This window comes from Streptomyces sp. NPDC001828, from assembly GCF_042892175.1.
In the GTDB taxonomy this organism is placed as follows: domain Bacteria; phylum Actinomycetota; class Actinomycetes; order Streptomycetales; family Streptomycetaceae; genus Streptomyces.
The window spans coordinates 49,617-71,196 of the sequence record NZ_JBIATV010000002.1 but is presented as its reverse complement, the minus strand read 5'-3'; the positions used below and the strand labels follow the sequence as shown (position 1 = coordinate 71,196).

Sequence of the window (21,580 nt, the reverse complement as noted above, 5' to 3'; positions counted from 1 at the left end):
GAAAGGAACGCCCGATGCCCGACACACCCCCCGCCCGCCCCGCGCCCGCAGAACCCACCCCAGCGCCCCAGTTCGAGCGCTCCATGGGCCTGGTCGCCACCTTCTCCCTGGGATTCACCTACCTCTCACCCCTGGGAGCGGTGTGCGCACTGCTGCCACTCGGACTCACCAACGCCGGCCCACCCTCCATCTGGTGGATCGTCATCGTCGGCCTCGGCCAGCTCCTCGTCGCCCTGGTCTTCGGCGAAATCGTCTCCCAGTACCCCATCACCGGCGGCATCTACCCCTGGTCCCGCCGCCTGTGGGGCCGCCGCTACGCCTGGCTCGCCGCCTGGGTCTACCTGTGCGCCCTGGTCGTATCCATCACCTCAATCACCGAATACGCCGTGCCGTTCGTCGCAAGCCTCTTCGGCTTCACCACCAGCAACACCGCCAAACTCCTGGTCGCGGTCGGCATCCTCCTGCTCGCCCTCCTGGTGAACACGGCAGGCACCCGATGGCTGGCCCGGGTCGCCCGCGCCGGATTCTTCGCAGAAATCATCGGCGTCGTCGCCCTGGGCCTGTACCTGCTGATCTTCGAACGGCACAATTCCTTCGCCGTGTTCTTCGACGCCATGAACAGCACCAAGGACGGCAGCTACCTGTCCGGATTCCTCAGCGCGGCCCTCGTGGGGCTCTTCATGTTCTACGGGTTCGAAGCCTGCGGAGACGTCGCCGAAGAGGTCCACGACGCCGGCAGGCAGATCCCCAAGGCCATGATCCTCACCATCGTCTTCGGCGGCATCTCCGCACTCGCCGCCTTCGTCGGCTACATCCTGTCAGCCCCGGACCTGCAAGCCATCGTCGACGGAGACATCGCCGACCCCGTCACCGCCATCGTCCAGGCCAGCCTCGGCCAGACCGGCAGCAAGGTCTTCCTCGTCGTCGCCCTGACCGCCTTCCTGTCCTGCGTCCTGTCCCTCCAGGCAGCCCTGAGCCGGCTCATCTTCTCCTTCGCCCGCGACGGCATGCTCCCCGCCAGCAAACCCCTGTCCACACTCACCAGCACCACCCGCATCCCGCGCAACGCCATGCTCGTCGCCTGCCTGCTGCCCATGGCCGTCTGCCTGTGGGTCTACGCCTACCCGGGCAGCCTCCCGCGGGTCACCGCCTTCGCCGTCATCGGCATCTACCTGTGCTTCCAGATGGTCGTCCTCGCCGCACTCCGCCAGCGCATCAAGGGATGGAAGCCCGCGGGGAACTGGAGCCTGGGCCGCGCCGGCCTCCCCATCAACATCGCCGCCCTCCTCTACGGAATCGCCGCGATGGCCGTACTCGCCCTTCCCGCCAACGACACGACCGGCCTCTCCTTCGCCGACAAGTGGATCGTCCTCGTCGGCCTGGCCACCATCCTCGCCACAGGACTCCTCTACATGCTCATCGCCCGCCCCTACAACCGCTCCAACACTCCCGAGAACGACGCACTCGCCATCGCCCACCAACGCCAGGAGTCACCCCCGCCAACAGACTCAGCCCTCCCCGAAGAAGACCCTGCGTACCCAGAGCGCAGCACCCGGCCGCAGGCGACCAAGCAGTGACCTTCCCTCATGCCACCAAGCCCTCCTTCGCCGCTCTGGCCTGCATCAAGGAGCTGCGCAGGGCCTCTCGCACCACAGAGAATTGCCCAGACTTCTGTGGGACGACGTGCCGCCTGGCGTCTCACCGAACTGTAGGCACTGCAGGCCACAGGACCGCCGTGCCCACACTTCACTGAGACGGGACAGCTGAGCCGCAGTGCTCACCTCAGGACTCGGATGTCAGGGTGCGCGTGCTGGCTGCGTAGCCTTCCGTTCTCCAGCTGGGACAGGTGGAGCGCTCCGACGAGTGCTTCGACGTCCCCGTTCAGCTGCCGGATCTGAACCGCGTCCGCGGCTCGGAGTTCCTTGAGTTTCGCGATCTGCCTTCGGAGCCGCTTCTCGTGGTCCGGGGTCTGTCCGCGTGCGCGGACCCTTTCGTAGAACTCATTTCTGAGGTCGGGGTGGCGTTGGGTGAGGGCGTTGCGCGGAACTCCGGCCTCGACGGCCAGAGCGACGATCGTCCAAGCGCCGTCGGAGCGGTCGGGGGCGTCGCTGAAGATCCGGTCCATGGCTGCCCGAATACGTTTGCGTTCGTCGGTAGTTGGGCTCATGAAGTGTTCTCCTCCGCGGTGACGCGGTCACCATGATGGGCGTCGGCCTGGGCACGCAGGCGTGCAGAACTTCTGGACAGCCGCTCGGCGAGAGGCCCCGGCACGGCCTCGGATTTCGCCTGTCGCTCCAGCACGGCAGCACGTTGCCGAAGTTGGTGTGCGTGTTGGTCGGTACGGGCGATGTTCGCGCAGGACGGCTGGCAGCGGTGAAGGCTCGGACTGTCGGCGGTGTCCGTGCGGTGGCACAGCGCCCTGTCGCGGTTGTAGACGCACATCAGCAGGGAGTTGGGGTTGTCGTAGACAGCCAGAGCGGGGTTGTCGAGGATGTCGCGGGCCTGCCGCGGTGTGCGGAGGGAACCGGCGAAGGCAGGTACCTGGGCGGCGGCCTGGATGGCGCGCCGCGCGGCCGGTCCGGAAATCCCCATGCCCTCCGCGAGACCTTCATGGAGAGCAGTGAGGGTGTCGGCGGTGGCGCGGGCCGTCTCGAGGTCGAGGAGTTCGTGGATGCCGTCGCGGCTGCGCGAGGCGTAGCCGGCACTGACCGCGGTGCGCAGGTGGCCGTACTGGATCGCGAGTGCGACCAGACCCCCGGGGCGGCGGGCGATGTGCCAGGCCAAGGATCTGCGAAAGCGGACCACGCCGATCGCTCCGTGCCGGTCGTCGGGGACGGTCTCGTGCGGGCGTCCCAGGCGCAGGGCCTGTCGGCCGGCCCAGGTCACGAAGTCCTCGATGCGGGCCCGCAGTGCCTCGTATCCCAGGGAGGTGCCGTCGGACGGGCGGGAGGTCTGGAAGGTGTGGGCGGCGGCGTCGAAGAGGAGGCCGTTGACGGGCACGATCTTCTCCAGGACGCGGACGGCGGCGACGACCGGGGCAATGGCCACCCAGGGGACGTCCCGTAACGCGCCGGCCGAGTGGTGGTTTCCTTCCTCGTCGCTGGCGCCCTTGAAGACCCGGCCGTGGATCACATGGCGCCCGGACGGCGCCTCGGGGCAGCACCCGGTGTTCAGGCCCATGACTTCGCCGGGCCGCATGCCGGTGAGGTAGGCGATGACGATGAAGCAAGCGGTGCCCAGGTGTCGCATCAGGGTGCGGATCTCGGTGTAGTCGATGGCCGGCGTCCACCGTTCGCCATCGATGCGTCCGGTGACCGGAGTCGTTAGGGGGCAGGGGCCCGGATGGTGCCGGACGTACTCCCCCAGATCTCTCCACCGTTCGGTCATGGCCAGGCCGTTGATCTGGCTGGGCGAGCAGCCGGTCACGGCGGCGATGTACCGGGCGCTGATCATGGTCCGTCCGAACATCTGCCTGCTGGGGATGGGCGCGTCCCGGGTGGTGAGGTCTTCCAGGTAGTACTTGAGGCGGGCCTTGGAGCGCGGGGTGGCGGCGTTCGCGTCGGCGCGGGCGGTCAGGTGCTGGCTCTCGGCCCACGCGTTGAGGATGTCTCCGGAGAAGTCGTCGACCATGCGCAGCGCCCAGACCAGCAGCGGCCCCATCGTTGCCGGTGTGATCGGCTCGGTGGCGTTCTCGCCCCGGGAGGTCTGGGCCGGCAGGTAGTCGTCGACGCCGTCCCGTACCCAGGGTGGCATGGCGAGCCCCCGCGGGGCTGGGCTGAGCGCATCGAACGCCCACAGGCGGGTCAGTGCGCTGAGGGTTGCGGTGACGATGGCCCGGCTGACCCCCGGCCTCGCAGCCACGTGCCGGGCGTACGCGCCGAACACCGACTCCGCACACGCTCCAAGCCCGGACGTTCCACGGCTGTGCAGCCATGTGGCGAAGTTCGCCCAGTGCAGGACCGCGCTGTGGAGCGTTGTCGCGCTGAGCCGGGAGTGCCAGGCGGGCCGTCCCACCAGGAACCAGTCCGGCAGGGGATTGTTGATCATCGTCCAGGCGAGCAGCCGGAACTCCTCCCGGTGGCCAGCAGGGAATCTGTCCCAGTACAGCTTCTTGCGGTCCGCGCTCGGGTTGGCGCTCAACGGATCCAGGGGCCAGACCAGGTCGCCGTAGGCGGCGATGGGGCCGGTGTAACCGCTGACGACCAGCGACGGGGCGATCACCGGGGTGTGCCAGCCGGGCCGGAGCGGGAGGGGGCTGCTGGAGATGGTCACAGGTCGTAGTCCCCGTTCAGGAGCTGGTGGACAACAATGCGGTCCTGGGCGGTGATCGCGAGGAGCGCCGACGTCCACACCGGGGCACCGAGGCGGCTCTGCAGATCGGTCAGCCGGGCGTGGGCATCGGCCCAGTCGGCCTCCCACACCGACGGTCCCACCACGGTGCGCAGGCTGGTCAGGCACTGGTACAAGTAGGCCAGGCGGGCATGATGAGCGGGTGTGACACGGGCGTTAGGACAGGCCGTGCACAGCAGGAACGACGCCGCGCAGCTGTCGTTGGCTGCAGTGAAGGGGCTGTGCGTGTAGTCGGCGCACCCGGTCGTGGCCGTCTCGTGGCCGCCCGGCGTCAACCTGCCGGTGAGGCGGGCCTGCAGGACGGTGCGCTGTGCCGCCTGCACAGCGTCCCGGGCCGCTTGGGCGATGACCGGGACGGCCGCCTCCTGCACCTGCGGCTCGGGCAGCACATACACGCGGTCGTGGGTGTCCTGGCTGTTCTGGCCGGGCTCGCGCCGGTGCAGCACGTTCACCGTCCGGCGGATGCGCCGCATCGGAGAGCCGGACAGGCCCGCGGACTGGGCCCAGTACCTGGTGGCCCGTTCGTCCGCGCCGAAGCCGAATGAGCCGATCCGGAAGGCGCCAGGGTAGTTCCGCGCGGGGTGGGGTGCGGTTTCGTGCCAGACCAGCAGCCGGTCAACGCCTGCTTCGTCCAGGGCCAGGACGGCCCGCGCGGGGGCGGTGGCCTCCATGGCCTCGCTCAGGATGCGGCCGGGACTGCCGGCACCGGTGTCGGCGATATTGCGGCTCTCGAAGCGGTTGCGGCCACCCCGGCGCGGCTTCTCCAGCGTGAAACGGTAGAGCCGACTGGTGGGTGCCGCAGAGCCAGGCAGCAGCTGGGGTACCGGGAGTTCGGAGATCGTGGTGGGGTTCAGTCCAAGTTCCGCCGCGATAAGCACGCTCAGCGCGGCAGCCTCACTGCGGCTGAGGAAGAGGCGCTTCCACGTGTGTGCAGCACCCGTCCCGCCCAGCACACCGCGGTATCGGTAGAGCGCACGCATGCCGCGGCCGGTCTTCAGCGGAGCCTGCGGCACGTTGCCCGTGTGGGCCAGCACGTCGAGTGCCTCACCCAGCAGCCACTGATCACCACCCGGTTCGACCTTCCCCGATCTCCACGCGTCGAGGAGGACTGTGTTGTCGCGGATCCGCAGCAGCGCGGCGCGAAATGTGCGGCGCGCAGCCAGCCGGATCGCATGGAATTCCTCGGGCTGATAGGCGCGTTCGCCTGCCGAGGTCCAGCTGAAGCGTCGGGCCATCGCCTCGCGCACCGGCTGGGGCAGCCGCGGATCCTGCTGAAGCAGGCCGGCCACCGTCGAGTGCTTGTTGTAGCCGTTGGGGCGTGGTTCCAGGCTCAGGCGCCAGGCGTTCCACAGCGCGGCCGTCATGCCGCCGACATCCGCGGGGGCGCCGTCGTAGGTGCTGAGGAACTCCGCGAACGGCCGGATCACCCACCAGTTGCCGTCGCTGGTCTTGATGCTGTCCCAACCGCCGCCGGGCGCGCACTTCGCGGCGAACAGCACCGCCAGGGACCGCTGGAAGGCAGGGGCGACCGGCAACGTGGCGAAATCGTAGAGGGCAACTCGCCCCTGCCGGTTCTGGTGGCGCACCACCAGCCCCTGCTCCACGAGGACAGGCGGGCGGTGGTGAGCCTGCTGCGGTTGGGCGGCCGGACGGCCGCGCCCGCTCATCGCGCCGCCATGTGCTCATCGAGGTCCAGGATGCCGGTGCTCTCCCGCGCCAGACGCGTGAACAATGCGGTCAGCTCCTCCTCGTGTACCGGTCCGCCCGCCGGGGCGGTGCCAGCCAGCAGCGAACGGAGCTGAAGGTCGGCGACCGGAGCCAGATAGATGGCCCGGGTCGTCTCCAGCTGGGCATGACCGAGCAGGTCCTGCACCATCCGCCACGGATCGCCGTACAGCAGCCGGAAGTCGCGCCGCTCCTCTGCCGTCAGGCCCATCCGCCGGTCCATCACGTGGTTGAGGACCGCCAGCATGTACAGCGCAAAACTGTGCCGGCACATATGCGGCGTACAGAAGAGTGCAGCAGCCCTCCCCGGCGCCAGCAGCCGCCGGCACCGAGCGCTCCCCTCTCTGAAGACGCCCTCCCAGGACTGCGGGCGAAACGGGAGCCCCGACTCGCTCAGCCACAGCCACAACGGCTCCGGCCCCGCCGGCCCCTCGGCGAGGAAACTCATCCGCTCCTCGACCGTCGCCTCCGCCAACGCCGTCTGCCCCTCCAGCCCATCCTGGTCACGCCAGTGCAGCAGCCTGCGCCGCCCGCCCGTCTGGTGGGTCACCAAACGCCACTCCGGCAGGCACTCGTACCGGCCCCTGGCCTGTGCCCGTCGCACCACGCGCGCCCTGGACGACTCCACATAGCCCTCGACCTCGCCCACCACTGGCGCCGAGACATAGAACGTCCGGGCCCTCTTCGACTTGGTCACCTGCCGCGCGAGACGGCCCACGTAGTAACGGCCCCCCTCCAACACCAGGTTCGGGACCTCGAACGTGAGCAGCGAGGCCCCCTCGGTCAACCGCGCACCAGAGGAGAACAGCAGATCGGCGAAGGCGGCGTTCCGGTCCGCCAACCGCCCTTTCCACCCCGACGAGGGACATCCGTCGCCACCATGACCTCGTAGACCGACATCCACCCACCGGCGAAACGCCCGCGGCGTCAGCCAGTGCACCTCACTGACCCTCGCGTTCTTCGCCCGCGCCACCGGCACACTGACGCTCTCGCCATGCCGCCCCAGCACCGACCGCATCACGACCGGGCTCACCGTCACATGCGCACTGCGAACCGCCCAGTCATACAGCCGGGTCAGCGCAGCCAGCCCGCGATTCCACCGCGCACCACCGACCGTCCGCCGGTTTCGCGGCGACCGGGTCCGCCAGTCCTCGAAGTCCCACAGATCATCCGGCGTCGCCTCACTCCACTCTTTCCCCCTCCCCCACAGGAAGTCGAAGAACAAGCAGTAGTCATCCGTGTAGTTCCGCTTCGTTTCCGGTGCCAGACGCGCAAACGACGAACGGCACAAGAAGAGGATCAACACCTCATCGACCCGGAAATCCGGCGACAGCAGAATCGGATCCCCCGCATGAACCCCAGCGCGCTCCTCACGCACCGCGAGATCGCCCCAGTCCGCCAGCGCCGGCACCCGCCCGGAATCCACACATCGCCGCCGCGGCACCCAGTACGTACGCCATCCAGTCACGAACCCACCCTGGCTCGATCCGCTTCAACACGTAGACCTAACAGGGAAGAGGGCTCCTGGGACGAGGCGGACTGGGCCGAGCTGGAGGAGAAGGCCCGTGCCATCACCCGTGCCGGATGGTGGATCGACCAGCGCGACGCCGAAGGCACCGACATGCTCGAACTCCTGGACGCGGCCACCGAGGCGGACCGCGGGACGGAGAACCCGTTCCGCTGAGCGCGGGGCAACATAGCCGGGAAACGCCGGTTAGCCAAACCGGCGTTCCTCCGGACTATTGATGCTCCCACCCCGCCAGCAACTGCGTGGAAGGAACTCATGTCCCAGCCCCTGCCCACCTCGGTGTTCGCGCCGACGCCCGACCCGCTCACTCCCGACCGGGACATCACACACCAGCACTTTCAGGCCGGTGACACCGTCGTCGTCCTGAAGGGGGTGGCGGGCGGTGAACTGTGGGGCGACGCGATGCGCGTCGTGGCACCGTCCTGGCACACCCCGACCGACGAGGACGGGTGGCGGCTGCGGGATACGACCGGCGGCACCCAGTCCTACGTCACCGCCCACCCCCGCTACCTCGTCCACCTCTCGCGCCGCTGCCCGGATTGCCTGATCTACCTGCGGGCTATGGAAGACGCCCTCCTTGCACGGTTCGCCGACCATGACGAACTGATCGACTGCGGCTGGTACGCCACCACCGCCCTGGGCCAGCTCGTGCACATCGCCGACATCCGGGGCGGCCGGTGATCCCCCGACTCCACGAGCGGGCCCACAGGCCGCACGACCCTCTCGAAGAGGCGCTGGGGCGGCCGGTCTCGCCGAATGAAGGTCTTACGGAGTACACGGTCGTCGCCCACTGGCCGGGCCTGGACTCCTTCACCCTGGACGACGAGCAGAAGATCTGGACGTCCGTCGAGTGGGCCGAACACCTCGAAGACCCCTACTTTGAGCATCCGTTCGCGGTAAGCCCAGACGACGACCGGCGCGCGATCCTCCACCTCTCCGTCCGGCTCCATCCGGACGACCGGCAGCTGACCGGGCCGGAGTGGGCCGAAACCGCCCACCGGCTCGCACGGGCCGCCGGCATCGAAGTCCCCGGCAAAGAGCACGGCTGCCGATGGATCGCCGTACAGGCCCAGCCCCAACGCCTCGACCTGATCGCCAACCTGATCCACCTCGACGGCGCCTGGCACACCCCGCCCACAGACATCCTGCAGCGCCTCTCCGCCGAGGCCCGCCGCATCGAGCAAGACCTGAACCTGTTCCGCGTTCGCACGGAGACCACGGCGCGGCCCGCCATCCGTACGGCGCCCACGGCATCAGCCCAGCTCGCGAGCGTCCTTACGCAGCTGGCCGACGAACAGGCAGGCCCCTTGGCCGCGGTCCGCGGGCTCGTCGAGCACACCGCGCACCGGATCGCCCGCCAGCCCGGCTCTGCCGGTACCGACACGGCACACCGGCTGGAACTGATCGCCCGCCGCCTCCACGCCATCCAGCAAGACCTGGACACCACCGCAACCCACATGGCCCAGCCCCGAGTCGCCGCCGTGCCGCCCGCAGCCCGGCACACCGCCCACCGATCGCCGTAGGAGAAACGTCTCGTTGCCCCGTACCGACCGCTTCCTGGACGTCCGACGTGAACGGCACTCCGACGAACTCCTGGCCCGCGGCGGGGACTCCGAAGCGCACAGCGTCCTGCAGCGCACGGGGTTCGTCGCCGTCGTCCGCGTCCACGAGACCTACCACCGCGCCCCCACCGGCCTGGCCGACAGGGAGGAGGCTCGTCTCGCCACCGGCGCCGTCGCCCGTCTGCGAGCCAGGGGATACCACGTCACCTGCGACGAGGACTTCGATACCGATGCGCGTCCGGCGATCTACGCGCCGATGGGCTCCCGCGTCGCTTATCTCGCCGAGCGCATTCGCGAGGCCAGCACCACGGACGAGACGGCCGAGGTACTGACCGAGCTGACCGCCGCCCACGACGGCGTCCTCGCCGCGCTGGAGGAAGTCCTCACCGCCACCGCCGAATTCCACGACGGTCTCGGCCAGGCGGCCGACCCCCACATCGCCCGGCGGCTGCGCTATCTCGCCGACGAGCCCCTGCGCGTCATCCGCACCGACCTCGCCGACGCCCGCAACTCGCTCGCCGACCGGCACGCCCCGCACCCCGGCCGCAGCACGTGCACCGAGGAGGTCCCCGCAACCGAACGCGAGCGCTCCGCCGTGTGCGCCTGCCCGCCACCGCCACGCGCACTCCCGGCTCCGCCGCCCCCGGTGGCCGTCGGACTGCGCCGCTGACTCCCACCTCGCCCAAGGACACCATGCACGACCACGACACCACCTCCGAGCGCCTCGCCTCGTACGCCGACGTCCTCGCCGGCGAACTCCCCGACACCTGGACCAGCTCCCACCTCCCGCCGGACGCCAAGGACGATCTCGTCGAACTCGCCGACCGCATCTGGGATCTGGACCTGGTCGCCGCCGCCCTCGCCGAGCACCCGCTCCAGCAGGCCGCCGTCCTGAGCCGCCCGGACGGCGCCCAGCTCGTCCTCCTGAACCGGCACGACGAACGCGACGGATTCCTCATAGCCGCCATCGCCCCCCGCGCCCTGCCCGACGAGGCGTATCGCGCCGTCCCCGAACCCAACGGCATCGCCCTGGCCGACGACCCGTTCCTGAGTGCCGAGCAGGTCGCCGGCGACCTCCTCGACCGCTACGACAGCGCGCTCGCCCAGGTCCGGCACAACGCCCTGGGCGGCATTCAGCCCTCCCAGCCCGACCAGGTCGTCCTGACCTGGCAACCGGACGGCAGCGTCGCCACCGCCCCCACCGACGACCGCGCCGGCACCGTCCTCGTGGCCGCCGGCTTCGTCCAGGACACGCAGAGCGGCATCTACCGCCTGAGCGGCGACGATACCCAGGCCCAGGCTCGCGCCCTGCGCAAGATCGGCCCGCAACTCGACCAGCTCGGCATCGACACCGCCCTCCAACACCACGCAGGCCGGACTGCGCCCACCTCCGCCCCAGCGGCCATGCCGCCGACACCGGCCGGCACGCGCACATCGGTCCCCCGATCTCGGTGAAGCAGTCGAAGCCCCGCTCCCGGGTGCCGGAGGACCTCACACCATGCCCGAGGCCCCAACGCCGTTGACCCCGAGGAAAGGCGCATGGCCCATCTGGCGGACGACTACGGCACGGACGTCGAGATCTACATCAAGGCCCTGACGACCACCATCCACGCCGACACCCCGACCGGCGCCCCCGCCACGCTCCACACCCTGCTGGAACAGCTCGGCCTGGAATGCCACGAACACCCCACGGGCAGGCCGCTCTACATCTGGCACAACGTGTCCGAACACCTCGGTCCCGACGCTCAGAAGCGCCTGACGGCCCAGGCCATCCCCGCCCTGCTGCTGGCTGGGTACAAGGTCGACTGCACACCCGACGTCTTCGACGAAGCCGCCTACCGGCAGGCCGTGCACGACGTCCGCACCCGAGCGGCCCGTCCTGCTGCGAAGCACCCGGAACCGGCCAACTCCCCCTCGCACCCCGCTCCAGCCCGGCGCACCACGTAAGTCCGGCCCCGGCGGCCCCGGCATCCGCCGGGGCCGCCCACCGCACCCCCTCGATCCCCGGAGAACCCCGTAGCAGACCGCACACCCCCACCGATCAGTCCCCGGCTCACGCCCCGACTCGCGACAGCCCTGTTCCGCCGCTACCTGCGCGCCTGCATCCCGACTGGCCCGGAGCGCACTTCCCCGCTGGCCGGCGCCCGCCCGGAGGCCGTACTCGCCGAGACGCGGCGCATCGGGCAGCGCCACCACCACTGACCGTCCACCGACCCGGAGGAGCATGTCCCACCCCGCCCCTTACCCGGTGAAGCTGGCCGACGAGATCACCCGCCAGCTCGGCCAGCTCGCCGACCACCTCTCGCAGCTTCCACCTCCCCAGGCCGCGCAGGTCATCGCCCGCGTTCTCGATCCGGACACCGGAGTCCTCGGCGGCGTCACCCACCTCGTCTCCACCGGCAGCGTGTTCGCCAAGGACCAGGCAGAGCGAGGCGCCCTCCCTCCAGAGGTGTGGCTCGCGCTCGGCCGCGCCTCGAACGAACTGCACGACATCACGCTCGACTTGGACGAACACCAGGCCACCTTCAAGCACGTCGGCACCCAGCCCGCCACCACCGCGGCGAAGCCCCCGGCACCCGCACCGCTCGTCATCAGGCGGCGCCGGTGAAGAAGAAGCAGTGGCAGGGCTGGGGACCGGGCGAACAGGCCGAGCAGCACTACCTTGTCCAGCCCCGTGCTCTGGCCGGCGGCGGCGACGTCCGGCACGTCTCGGAGTTCCTGCGCGCCTCGGGCTGGCGGGACAAGTCCAAGTCAGGCGGCGCTCTGCACATGGAGAGCCCAGATCGTACCGTCCGCGTCGCCTACGACCCCTACGTCCTTCCCGGCGGGTGGACCATCCAGGGCCAAGCAGACGGTCCCCACGGCGAGTGGTCGGCGCACCTGGGCCGTCAGACCCCGGTGGAGATCGTCGCCGGTCTGACTGACGCCCTCAACCGTCCCCGCTCCGCCCACGCCCCCAACGTCTGGGCGCCGTTGCAGGAGCAGAACTGGCACACGCGGTTCGAGGACCAGAACTACTCGGCAACCAGCCCCGACGGCACAGCATGGATGCAGTACCGCCAGGGCGCCGACGGCTCGGCGATGTGGTGGACCGGAGCGAAGGACAGGCAGGGCAACGGCTGGACGGCCAACTTCACGCCGAACACCCCGATGCACCTGGTACAAGCCTTCACCACCGAACTCGCCGGCCCCGATCCCGTGATGCGCCCGCGCGGACGCGTCCCGCACAGCGCCCAGATCCGTACTTGGTCGGTCTCCGTCCAACCCTCCCAGCTCAGTGCGTGGCAACAGGCCCGGATCACGGCCGCCCGCGCCGCCACCTGGGCCCGCAACAGCGCCCGAAGCACCCGGCCCCGCACCACCGCCCGCCCCTACACCCCATCCGGCGGCGCCCGGACCCGCCGCTGACCCGCCGCCTCGTCCCAAGGAGCCCGATGCCTGCACTCACCCCGGACACCATCCGCACCCTGACCGAAACGCTCTCGGACCTCACCGACTACCTGCGTGAGAACCCCGACCTCGCAGAAGCCCTCGCCCTCGTCGAGCCCCTCCTCGACGAGTACACGGGCCTGCCGGTCCAGCTCGCCGACACCCTGCGCGCCCTCGCCCGCGCCGTACAGGACCATCCGGACGTCCCGCGCACCGCCCAGGTCGACCTCCTGATCACCGAGTTGCGCACGGCTGCGTGGGTGCAGGCCGACCAGCACACCCTCCACTACGTCCTGGACGGCCTCCGCGGCCTGCACGACAGCTCGGTGGCGAAGGAGCCGGGGAGCTGCCGGTGGCGCTGAGCGAACGACAGCTCGCCGCTTTCGCCGACAAGCACGCCTGGCAGATCCCGTTCGACACCAGCCCTCGTCACCTCGCCGGGCCCGGAGACGCCCGCCATGTCACCCACGGTCTGGCCGCCGCCGGGTGGACCGCCGTCTCCGACCCTTTGAGCGCCGAGATCGTCATGCGCAGCCCTGACCTCCGCCACCGCCTCCAGTTCGACCCTCAGTCCCACACCTCGGCGTGGTGGAGGCTTCGGGCCGAGCACAGCGACACCGAGCCCGGTTGGTACGCGGAGTTCGGTCAACTCATCCCCGCCGAGGTCCTCGCCGCCTTCACCGATGCCCTCATCGGCCCGGCACCGCAACAGCCGGATCCGTGGCAGCCGCTGAACTCGGCGGGCTGGGACCGCGACTCAGAGGGCACCGCACGCTCACCGGACTCCATGTGCCACATCGAGCTGCGCCCGTCGAGCGAATTCCGCGTCCGGCCGTCCTGGCACGTCGAGACCCGCGAGCCCGGCTACAGGGAGTTTCCCGGCCCCCGCATCTGGCACGCCTACTTCGACGAGCACACCCCCACCCACCTGGTCGGTCCGTTCTTCACCGCACTGGCCGACCGCAGCCCACTCCAACGCGGCATGTACGAGCGCACCGGCCACTGCAGCGCTGTGCAAGAGCCCAGCTCGGTGCGCCCGCAGCAGGTGGTCGACGCCCACACCACGCGCCTCAAGGCCCTCCGCGCCAAGGCACGCTCCGCCCGCCGACAGCAGACGAAACCGGCGACGACCCCGGCGAGCGCCAGAACCGTGACGTCGGCCGCTCGCCGCTGAACCGACAGGACGCCACCTCATCTCCACCGACCGCCACGCACACCGCAATTCCCTGCGCCACCTCGATCACTATGTGAAGGACAGCAAGAAGATCCTTGACGCCTGGGACGCCTACTCCGACGAGCACACCGAACTCGACGGATGGCCCTGCGACGCCCACGCCTACGGCATACGCGCGAGCCAGCGCGACGCCGACACCGCCGAGGCGTTCGAGCCGCTCCGCTACGGTGCCCGCCACCTGCTAGCAACGGCCGAGACACAACTGGCCCAGCTGCCGGAGAACACAGTCCAGAGCCGCTGGGTCTACCAGCTCGGCGTGCTACGCGACGCCCTCGACCGACTCGACGAACTGCACGAGCAGTGGCTGAAAACCCGAGACAGCCTCCCTGCCGCCGCTGCGCCCGGTACCCCCGAATTCGACGACGCCCTCGCCGAGCACCACGCCGAATCGTGGAGTTACCTCGACGACTGGGCCACCCACGGCAAGACACTCGAAGAGATCAACACTGCTGCCCGCAAGGCTCGTTCGCCGTTGGCCCCCGCACCGGCCCGCTCACCCGCCCGGCGCGCGGCGGCACGGAAGTGACCGTGCCCCCGACAGCCAAGACCGTCGAGGTCGACTTCCTCACCCCGCGCCTCCTCGCCAGCACTCCCCTGCCCCCGTCCGGAAGCACGTAGCCCTTGCCCTCCTCCTCCAACAGCAACACCGACGGGTACGACCTCGTCCTGCGGCTTCTGCTCGGCGTGCTCGCCGTCGTCGTCCCCTTGTCCCACCTGGCCTGGCTGTCCGGAAACGTCTCCGCCTACCTCACCGGCACGACCTGGGCCCCCTACCAGCCGACCAACGCCTTGCTCCACCCCAAGCAAGTCTGGCCCGACTCAGGGGAAACGTCCCTGCTGATCGGTGCACGCATCGTCCCCGTCGTCCTACTGCTGGCCCTAGGGGCAGGAGCCGGCGTCCTGTGGGCCCGGCACAAGAGCAGGAGCGGCGGCCGGAAGAAGACCACCGACATGGCCAAGGCCCGGGACATCGAGCCGCTGATGGCCAAGGCGATCACCGACAAAGCCCGCTCTCTGCGCCCCAGCCTCAAGGACGCCAAGCACATCGAGGCGAAGGACACCGGCATCCTCCTGGGCAACCTCCAAAACAGCCGCCACGAGGTGCGGATGGGCTTCGAGGACGTCGCCGTCGCGATCATGGCGCCACGTTCCGGGAAAACCACCTCGCTCGCCATCCCCTCCATGCTCAGCGCACCCGGCCCGGTCCTCCTCACCTCGAACAAGGCCGCAGGCGACGCCTTCACCACCGCCTACGAGGCTCGTGCCAAGGCGGGGGCGGTATGGACCATGGACCCCCAGCAAATCGCTCACGCCGCCCGCGAGATGTGGTGGAACCCCCTGGCCTCCGCGAAGACCCTGGACGGGGCGAACCGGCTCGCCGGACACTTCCTCGCCGCCTCGGTGGACGCCTCCCAGCAGGGGGACTTCTGGTCGAAGGCCGGCAGCAACATCCTGTCCCAACTGCTGCTGGCCGCAGCCCTCGACGATCGACCCATCACCGACATCATGCAGTGGCTCGCCTTCCCCGCCGACCGCACGCCGCTGGACATCCTGCGCGACCATGGCTTCGCCGCCGTCGCCGCCCAGCTCAAGGGCACGGTGGAAGGGCCGCCCGAGACCCGAGACGGCATCTACGAGACCGCCCGACAGTACGCCGCCGCTCTCCTGAATGCGGAGATCGCCGCGTGGGTCACCCCGCAGAAGGACGTAGCCGAGTTCCGGCCCGCCGAGTTCGTCACGTCCTCCGACACGCTGTTCCTGCTCAGCAAGGACGGCGGAGGCGGCGCCTCGGCACTGATCGCCGCGTGCGCGGACTCGGTGATGCGAGCCGCGACCGCCCAGGCCGAACGCGCCGGCGGTCGACTCGATCCGCCCATGCTGGCGATCCTCGACGAGGCCGCCAACGTCTGCAAAATCTCGGACTTGCCCGACCTGTACTCCCACCTCGGCAGCCGCGGCATCATCCCGATCACCATCCTCCAGTCCTACCGCCAGGGCCAGAAAGTGTGGGGCGACGCGGGCATGGACGCCATGTGGAGCGCTTCCACCGTCAAGGTGATCGGCTCCGGAATCGATGATCCGGACTTCGCGGACAAGCTCTCCCGCCTGATCGGCGACCACGACGTGGAGACCACGTCCACCTCGCACTCGGAATCCGGCAAGAGCACGTCGGTGTCGATGCGCCAGGAGCGGATCCTGCCCGCCGACGCGATCCGCGCCCTGCCCAAGGGCACCGCGCTCTGCTTCGCCACCGGCATGCGCGCCGCCATGCTCGACCTGCGTCCGTGGTACCGGGAGCCCGGGGCGGAGGAACTGTCCGCGGCATCCGCCCGCGCCTCGAAGGCGATCACCGCCCGTGCCGTGGCGAAGCACACGCCCACGCAGTCCGACTTCGGGAAGGCCGTGTGAGCGACGCCCGGCTGCACTTGGTGCCGGTCCGCTCGCGGGAGGCGAAGGACTTCGTGCGCGCCTGGCACCGCCACCACCCGCCGCCCGCAGGGCAGATCTTTGCCGTCGGCGCCGCCGACGAGAGCGGCACGCTGCGCGCCGTGGCCATCGTCGGCCGGCCGGTGGCCCGTCACTTCGACGACGGCGCCACCCTCGAAGTCACCCGCACCGCCAGCGACGGCACCCGCAACGCCAACTCGCTCCTCTACGGAGCATCGTGGCGCGCGGCGAAGGCCCTCGGATACCGGCGGCTGATCACCTTCACCCAGGAGGGCGAGAGCGGCACCTCCCTGCGCGGCGCGGGCTGGACCCTGATCGCCCGCCGTCCACCGCGAGCCGGATGGCACACCGTTTCCCGGCCTCGGACCGGTCACGGCAACGACCACGTCGCCCGCTTCCTGTGGCAAGCCCCTGCCCCGACGCCGGAAGTCCCCAACGCCCTGCCTCCAGCACAGTCCAACGGCCCGGAGTAGCTCTGCACATGGTCGACTTGACCGAACACACCCGCCTGCTCGGCGAGGTTTACCCCGCTCTGACGAAGCTATCGGCCGAGGCCAGACGTATCCGTGAGGGTGAGATCGCCAAGCCCGTCCGCGAGATCGCGCCCCTCAGCCTGAGGGTTCACGAGCTGGCCGCGCAGTGCACCCAACAGATCCACGACCTGTCGGTCAGCCCATATCCGACGACGGAGGGCGGTGCCGAATCCCTGGCACGCCTTGCCGGCGCCTGCGCACAGATCTCGCTCGCCGCCACCCTGTGCAACCTCGCCATCCACCACCGCACCGAGATCTACCTGTACGAGGACGCCGACCCCACCCCCGCATCCAGCGCCGACCAACTTCGCCGCGCTGAGGACGAGATGCGACGCGCGGCCACTACCTATCGAGCCGTGGCACAGCAGTTGTCCCGCCGCCTCGCATCCTTCACGGCGCGCCCTGAGTTCCTGCACCGCAGGTCAACCCAGGCCACCGCGAAGGCGCCGGCCCCTGCAGCCCGGCGTCGTCCCTGAAAGCGCCCCCGAGCGGGCAAGCGCGGGACCTCACACCTGGAGCCGACCTGCACACCTACGAACCTCACGACCTCGAAGACATGACCACCCGGGATGCCGTGGACGCCGTGGCCTCAGACATACGCGACCACCACATCACCGTGGACGGCACCGGTCTGTTCAACGTCAGGCGACACATCGAGCTGCTGTGCCAGCTCACCGCGCGCATGGCAGGCGACGCCGAGTATCAGCTCGCACCGAACATCACCGACCTCCCGCCCGCCACAGCCCTCAGCGTGAGCGCCGGCCACCTCGGTCAGGCCATCGCCCACTACACCCAGGCCCTGGCCCCACTCCTCACCCTGGCCACCGGCAGGCGGGACACGCTCCAGCACAAGCTCGACGCATTCGGCCACCACAACAGCCTGCGGGTCCACCTTCAGAGTGCCGGCCTGGCCCTGACCGCCGCCCGCACTGCGCTGGAAATCCAGCAACCCCTCCCCACCACAAGCACACCCGCTCCAGCCCCGCGGCAGGACTCGACGGTCCGGCGGCGCGCATGACGACACCGCCTCGGGACGAGGGCCTCCTTTTCGACGTGATCGCCCCGCCGACTCCGATCGAACGGTTGCTGCTGCTCGCCGACCAGTACGTGCAGCACAACGACATGCTCGACCGGTTCTTGCGGGCCGGTTCGCCGCCCGAGCCCGCCGCGCACGTTGCCTCGGCCCGGCACGTCGCCGCCGCGACCCACACCGCCCTCAAGATGGTCACCGACCAACGGCTCTTCGAGAGCCGTGACCTGTCCGACGCAATGGTCCGCCTCCAGCAACTCGCCTTCCTGAGTGATGCCTCCGCGGATCAGAAGCTCCCGATCGCACGCGTTCTGACCGCCTTGGCTCCAGAAGCGTCGATGGAATGTGCGAACACCCTCGCCCACGAGATCCAACGGCGTCGGTCGACCGCGTACCAAGCTCCTGACCAAGCTCTCAGTGCGGCGCACACCACGGCCCTATGGGAAATCGCCGTCGGAAACGTCGTAGCGACCAGCTCCCCGGGACGACAGAACGTCCACTACCGCGACGAACGCGTCCTGATCGGCACCCTGCGGGCGCTAGAGGCGAAGGGACTCGTGGAGCGTGCCCCGAAGTCCGCGCCCTCCGCCTACATCGGCGGGCCACTCCAGGACCGAGTCCGTCTCACGCGCGCGGGCACCACCGCCTTGGCCGCTGCCCTCAGCAGCCCACTCGCCCGCACGGCGCCCGGCACGACACCCGCGCCGACACCGGCACCCATCGCCGCGAAGACGGCCACCCGCAGCCGTACGTGATCCACGGCAACCGCCGGGAGCCCCCACGCCCGCCACCTCGGCTTGCGGCGCTGGCGCCGCGTCCACAGCCGCAATTTTCAAGCCGCAACGAAACCAGTGACCCGCTATGAGCCCGACTTCACCAGCCGAACAACTCCTCTATCTCGGGCGCGACTTCACCCGTCTCAACGATGCCGTAACCCGGCTCCAGCTCAGTCCCTCCACCACCGCGACCGATGTCACCGCCCAGGCCGCCGCGGCACAGGACCTTGCCCGATCGACGCTGGACTTCGTGCACGCCCAGCGGACGCCCCGCAGCCCCACGTCTCGCACCGTATGCGCGCGCATGCTGGACCTTGCCAAGCTGACCAACAGGGCATCCGGCCATCTCCTCACAGCATCGGACATCATCAAGCACCGTCACGCCGGAACACCTGCCCGGGGCCGGCCCGAGCGCCGTTCCCGCCGCGAAGCCCTGAGCACGGTGGACGAGGGCCTCGCGTTCGTTCGGGACATGTCCGCATTCTGCGCCGAGGAGGCACTGAAGGCCGCCGAGCTGCTCGTCGCGGAGCAGCACCGCAGAGGCGTCATCACCCCTCAACGGTCGCCCGCTCTCTCCCTTGTGCAGGAGGCGGCGATGCGGGCCGTCGCGCTGGGCCAGGTGACGATCTGCGGCGGTAGCCCGGTCGTCAGCCAGGCAGACATTCGCGTCGCCTCCAGCACTATCCATGCTCTGGAGGCCCGCGGCTTCGTGGCCCGCGAGGACTGCGTGTCCTGGCTCAGCCGCGAGCGTGCCCATCTCACCGCCGACGGCTGTCACGCCCTGGTCGCCGCTATCGGCCGGCCACGCGCTGCCGCCCAGGCCGCTCCCAGCCGGAGCGCCGCGGCGGTACATCGCACTGCCCGCTGATCTCGCACCGCTTCCCGCCGCTCGCAAGTTCCCGCCTTCAGCCCGACCCGCGAGCCCGCTGTCGCCCTCACGGCCCCCGCTCGCCGAACCTGTTGGATCACCGTGTCAATTCTGGACGTCCCCCACGTATTCATCGGCTCCACCGACGACGGGCACACCTTCGTCATCCTCAACCGCCGTATTCGCGAAGCCGACCAGCTGCTCGCCGAGGCCGGCTTCCGCTCCAGCGACCACTCCGGCCGAACGCTCTACCTGCTGCCACCAGGTGCCGCGCAGGACGTACAGGAACGTGCCGGAGTCGCGATGTACGGGCTACTGGCCCACACCCTCGACCTCGTAGACCTGTCCTGGACGACCCGCTGGAGTCCCGAGCAGCCGGCAGGCGGGCCAGACCTGCTCTTTCAGTTCCGCGACGACAGCGTCTCGGTGACCGCCTCGACCGCCGCCGCAAGGCTTCTGTTGGAGCAGCACGGCTTTGTCCCCACCGCGGACGGCGCGTCCCACCGCCCGCGGCAGGGACTGAGCGAGCGCGCGCTGCTGGGCGCCGTCACGGCTGCCGAATCCCACGCATACGCCGACGGCCTCAACGCCCGTGTCCAGCTGGGCTTCCCCGCACCAGCCGACATCCCCGCCCGTGCCCGGCGTCGCTCCGCTCCCGCCACCGGCCCGCGGCCCATGCCCGCAACGCGTCGCCGAAGTCTCTGATCCCTCTGCTCATCCGTCGCCAACGCTCCAGGAGCTTCTACGCCTTCCGACCCCCTACGCGCCCTCCTCGTACAACCCCGCTGTGCGCTCGGCGTGTTCGTCCCTGCCGGACTGCTTCCACGCCGCGCCGAACACCGCCAGCTCGACGAGCTAGCACGCGCCGGCACCGACCTGTTCGAGATCGGCCTGGCCCATCACGACGCCAGCCTCGACGGACCTGTCATCCAAGCGGCCTACCGCCGCGCCCTGAGCCGCGGCACCGTTCTCGCTCGCACCCTACGCGCGGTCGAGCACGCCGCCAGGCTGCGGCCGACCGTGGTGATGACCTACTGGGAACCCGTCCGCCGCCACGGTCCGGAAACTCTGGCCCGCCTTTTCGCTAACGCCGGCGCCACCGGCGTGATGGTCGTCGATCTGCCCGAGCACGAGTCGGTCCGCTGGCAGGCAGCGGCGCAGGCCGCACACCTCCGTACTCCACGGCTCGTCCCGCGCACCGTGTCCGACGCAGGAATCCCGGCCGCGGTCGCCGATGCGTCCGGGTGGCTCTACGCACCCGCCAGTACAGCTCCCACCGGCTACCAGGGCCCTCTCGACATACCGGCGCTCGCCGACTTCACCGGACGCCTTCGCACCGCGAGTCCACTGCCGGTGGTCTCGGGCGTGGGGATCTCCACCCCCGCTCTCGCAGCACGCGTCGCGCCGCTGGCGGACGCCGTCGTCATCGGCACCCCCATGGTCCGGGCCCTGACCACCACCCCCGACCAGGTGCCGGCCCTGACCGCCGCGTTCGCCCAGTCCCTGAAGCCGAACACCACGGAGACCCGTGCCTGACCGCTTGACCCCGGCCCAGATTCTCGACCGGACCACGACTGACGCGCTCGCTCTGCACTTCACTCTGCGCAATCCCGCTCCCAGCAACGCGGGGGCGCTGACCGCGCGGATCGCCGACGCCCAGCACCTTGCCGCCATCGCTCTACGGCTGTTCCTCGACCTCGACGAGCACACGCCGCAGCCCTCGTCCGCGGATCTGCTGCTCCTCGAACGGATCGCGCAGATCGCCAAGGCCGCCCAGGACGCGGGAGCCGAGCTGGCCGCAGCTCTCGCCCGCTCCGTGGAGAACCAACGGCGCCGAGCCAAAGCGGTGTCAGAGCGAGTCGTCCTCATCGGCCCGTCACCACAGCAGTTCATCGAGTCGGCCACCGACCTTCTCGACCGCATTCCAGCCCTTTGCCACGCCATACATCGCGACCGGCTGCTCCCGCCCAGCACGCCCATAAACCCGTCGCGCTGATGCCAGAAATCCAGGACAGACCATTTCAGATGAGCCTCGATTCCGCGCCCTTTCCCTGGGTGCGGGTGTCCAATCCAGCACCCTCCTCGCCCTGTCGGCCG

23 protein-coding genes and 1 pseudogene are annotated in these 21,580 nt (G+C 69.9%); 20 read left to right on the top strand and 4 right to left on the bottom strand.

Features of this window, described 5'->3' with window-relative positions; translation table 11 throughout:
* Positions 1 to 14 precede the first annotated feature (14 nt).
* Positions 15 to 1,577: an APC family permease gene (locus ACFYZA_RS07210; protein ID WP_388488143.1), complete on the top strand. Its 1,563-nt coding sequence runs from the start codon at positions 15 to 17 to the stop codon at positions 1,575 to 1,577.
* A gap of 200 nt (positions 1,578 to 1,777) precedes the next feature.
* Here the strand turns inward: ACFYZA_RS07210 and ACFYZA_RS07205 are convergent, their stop codons facing one another.
* From ACFYZA_RS07205 to ACFYZA_RS07190, 4 genes are read right to left on the bottom strand one after another with little or no spacing between them, the layout of a single operon-like run.
* A complete protein-coding gene (locus ACFYZA_RS07205) occupies positions 1,778 to 2,167 on the bottom strand; it encodes a hypothetical protein (RefSeq protein ID WP_388488142.1) in 390 nt (129 codons plus the stop codon).
* A complete protein-coding gene (locus ACFYZA_RS07200; RefSeq protein WP_388488139.1) occupies positions 2,164 to 4,272 on the bottom strand; it encodes an integrase in 2,109 nt (702 codons plus the stop codon). The genes ACFYZA_RS07205 and ACFYZA_RS07200 overlap by 4 nt, the downstream gene beginning before the upstream one ends.
* Positions 4,269 to 5,954, bottom strand: a complete 1,686-nt coding sequence (locus ACFYZA_RS07195; RefSeq protein ID WP_388488136.1) for a hypothetical protein — start codon at positions 5,952 to 5,954, stop codon at positions 4,269 to 4,271. Before ACFYZA_RS07195 ends, ACFYZA_RS07200 begins: the two co-directional genes overlap by 4 nt.
* Positions 5,955 to 6,013: 59 nt before the next feature.
* On the bottom strand, positions 6,014 to 7,486 hold the full coding sequence (locus ACFYZA_RS07190) for a site-specific integrase (protein WP_388488133.1): 1,473 nt from the start codon (positions 7,484 to 7,486) through the stop codon (positions 6,014 to 6,016).
* 372 nt (positions 7,487 to 7,858) lie between these two features.
* Between ACFYZA_RS07190 and ACFYZA_RS07185 the strand changes: the two genes are divergently transcribed.
* From ACFYZA_RS07185 to ACFYZA_RS07095, 19 genes and pseudogenes are all read left to right on the top strand, one after another.
* On the top strand, positions 7,859 to 8,284 hold the full coding sequence (locus tag ACFYZA_RS07185) for a hypothetical protein (protein WP_388488132.1): 426 nt from the start codon (positions 7,859 to 7,861) through the stop codon (positions 8,282 to 8,284).
* Positions 8,281 to 9,126 carry a relaxase/mobilization nuclease gene (locus ACFYZA_RS07180; RefSeq protein WP_388488130.1) on the top strand — a complete coding sequence of 282 codons (846 nt, stop codon included), beginning with the start codon at positions 8,281 to 8,283 and terminating at the stop codon, positions 9,124 to 9,126. The genes ACFYZA_RS07185 and ACFYZA_RS07180 overlap by 4 nt, the downstream gene beginning before the upstream one ends.
* Before the next feature lie 13 nt (positions 9,127 to 9,139).
* Positions 9,140 to 9,835, top strand: a complete 696-nt coding sequence (locus tag ACFYZA_RS07175; RefSeq protein WP_388488128.1) for a hypothetical protein — start codon at positions 9,140 to 9,142, stop codon at positions 9,833 to 9,835.
* A 23-nt stretch (positions 9,836 to 9,858) separates the two neighbouring features.
* Positions 9,859 to 10,620 carry a hypothetical protein gene (locus tag ACFYZA_RS07170; protein WP_388488126.1) on the top strand — a complete coding sequence of 254 codons (762 nt, stop codon included), beginning with the start codon at positions 9,859 to 9,861 and terminating at the stop codon, positions 10,618 to 10,620.
* An 84-nt stretch (positions 10,621 to 10,704) separates the two neighbouring features.
* Positions 10,705 to 11,112, top strand: a complete 408-nt coding sequence (locus tag ACFYZA_RS07165) for a hypothetical protein (RefSeq protein ID WP_388488123.1) — start codon at positions 10,705 to 10,707, stop codon at positions 11,110 to 11,112.
* A gap of 277 nt (positions 11,113 to 11,389) precedes the next feature.
* Positions 11,390 to 11,773: a hypothetical protein gene (locus ACFYZA_RS07160; protein ID WP_388488121.1), complete on the top strand. Its 384-nt coding sequence runs from the start codon at positions 11,390 to 11,392 to the stop codon at positions 11,771 to 11,773.
* Positions 11,770 to 12,573: a DUF317 domain-containing protein gene (locus ACFYZA_RS07155; protein WP_388488118.1), complete on the top strand. Its 804-nt coding sequence runs from the start codon at positions 11,770 to 11,772 to the stop codon at positions 12,571 to 12,573. The genes ACFYZA_RS07160 and ACFYZA_RS07155 overlap by 4 nt, the downstream gene beginning before the upstream one ends.
* A 26-nt stretch (positions 12,574 to 12,599) precedes the next feature.
* Positions 12,600 to 12,956 (top strand): hypothetical protein, encoded by a 357-nt coding sequence (locus tag ACFYZA_RS07150; protein ID WP_388488115.1) that lies wholly within the window; start codon positions 12,600 to 12,602, stop codon positions 12,954 to 12,956.
* Positions 12,947 to 13,768 carry a DUF317 domain-containing protein gene (locus ACFYZA_RS07145; protein WP_388488113.1) on the top strand — a complete coding sequence of 274 codons (822 nt, stop codon included), beginning with the start codon at positions 12,947 to 12,949 and terminating at the stop codon, positions 13,766 to 13,768. Before ACFYZA_RS07150 ends, ACFYZA_RS07145 begins: the two co-directional genes overlap by 10 nt.
* Positions 13,769 to 13,841: 73 nt before the next feature.
* Positions 13,842 to 14,354: a hypothetical protein gene (locus ACFYZA_RS07140; RefSeq protein WP_388488111.1), complete on the top strand. Its 513-nt coding sequence runs from the start codon at positions 13,842 to 13,844 to the stop codon at positions 14,352 to 14,354.
* Positions 14,355 to 14,449: 95 nt separating this feature from the next.
* A complete protein-coding gene (locus tag ACFYZA_RS07135; RefSeq protein WP_388488109.1) occupies positions 14,450 to 16,237 on the top strand; it encodes a type IV secretory system conjugative DNA transfer family protein in 1,788 nt (595 codons plus the stop codon).
* The gene (locus ACFYZA_RS07130) at positions 16,234 to 16,749 is read left to right on the top strand and encodes an XF1762 family protein (protein WP_388488108.1); all 516 of its coding nucleotides are present in this window, start codon (positions 16,234 to 16,236) and stop codon (positions 16,747 to 16,749) included. Before ACFYZA_RS07135 ends, ACFYZA_RS07130 begins: the two co-directional genes overlap by 4 nt.
* 8 nt (positions 16,750 to 16,757) lie before the next feature.
* Positions 16,758 to 17,285 (top strand): hypothetical protein, encoded by a 528-nt coding sequence (locus ACFYZA_RS07125; RefSeq protein WP_388488106.1) that lies wholly within the window; start codon positions 16,758 to 16,760, stop codon positions 17,283 to 17,285.
* An 80-nt stretch (positions 17,286 to 17,365) separates the two neighbouring features.
* Positions 17,366 to 17,827 (top strand): hypothetical protein, encoded by a 462-nt coding sequence (locus ACFYZA_RS07120; protein WP_388488104.1) that lies wholly within the window; start codon positions 17,366 to 17,368, stop codon positions 17,825 to 17,827.
* Complete coding sequence (locus tag ACFYZA_RS07115; protein ID WP_388488103.1) at positions 17,824 to 18,594, top strand: hypothetical protein; 771 nt, start codon at positions 17,824 to 17,826, stop codon at positions 18,592 to 18,594. The genes ACFYZA_RS07120 and ACFYZA_RS07115 overlap by 4 nt, the downstream gene beginning before the upstream one ends.
* A 106-nt stretch (positions 18,595 to 18,700) precedes the next feature.
* Entirely contained in the window at positions 18,701 to 19,483 is a 783-nt protein-coding gene (locus ACFYZA_RS07110) for a hypothetical protein (RefSeq protein ID WP_388488100.1), read from the top strand.
* 102 nt (positions 19,484 to 19,585) lie between these two features.
* Positions 19,586 to 20,188 (top strand): hypothetical protein, encoded by a 603-nt coding sequence (locus tag ACFYZA_RS07105; protein WP_388488098.1) that lies wholly within the window; start codon positions 19,586 to 19,588, stop codon positions 20,186 to 20,188.
* 90 nt (positions 20,189 to 20,278) lie between these two features.
* Positions 20,279 to 21,019, top strand: a pseudogene (gene trpA, locus ACFYZA_RS07100) (tryptophan synthase subunit alpha); the annotation flags it as partial.
* Complete coding sequence (locus tag ACFYZA_RS07095) at positions 21,012 to 21,479, top strand: hypothetical protein (protein ID WP_388488096.1); 468 nt, start codon at positions 21,012 to 21,014, stop codon at positions 21,477 to 21,479. The pseudogene trpA and the gene ACFYZA_RS07095, both read left to right, overlap by 8 nt.
* Positions 21,480 to 21,580 lie beyond the last annotated feature (101 nt).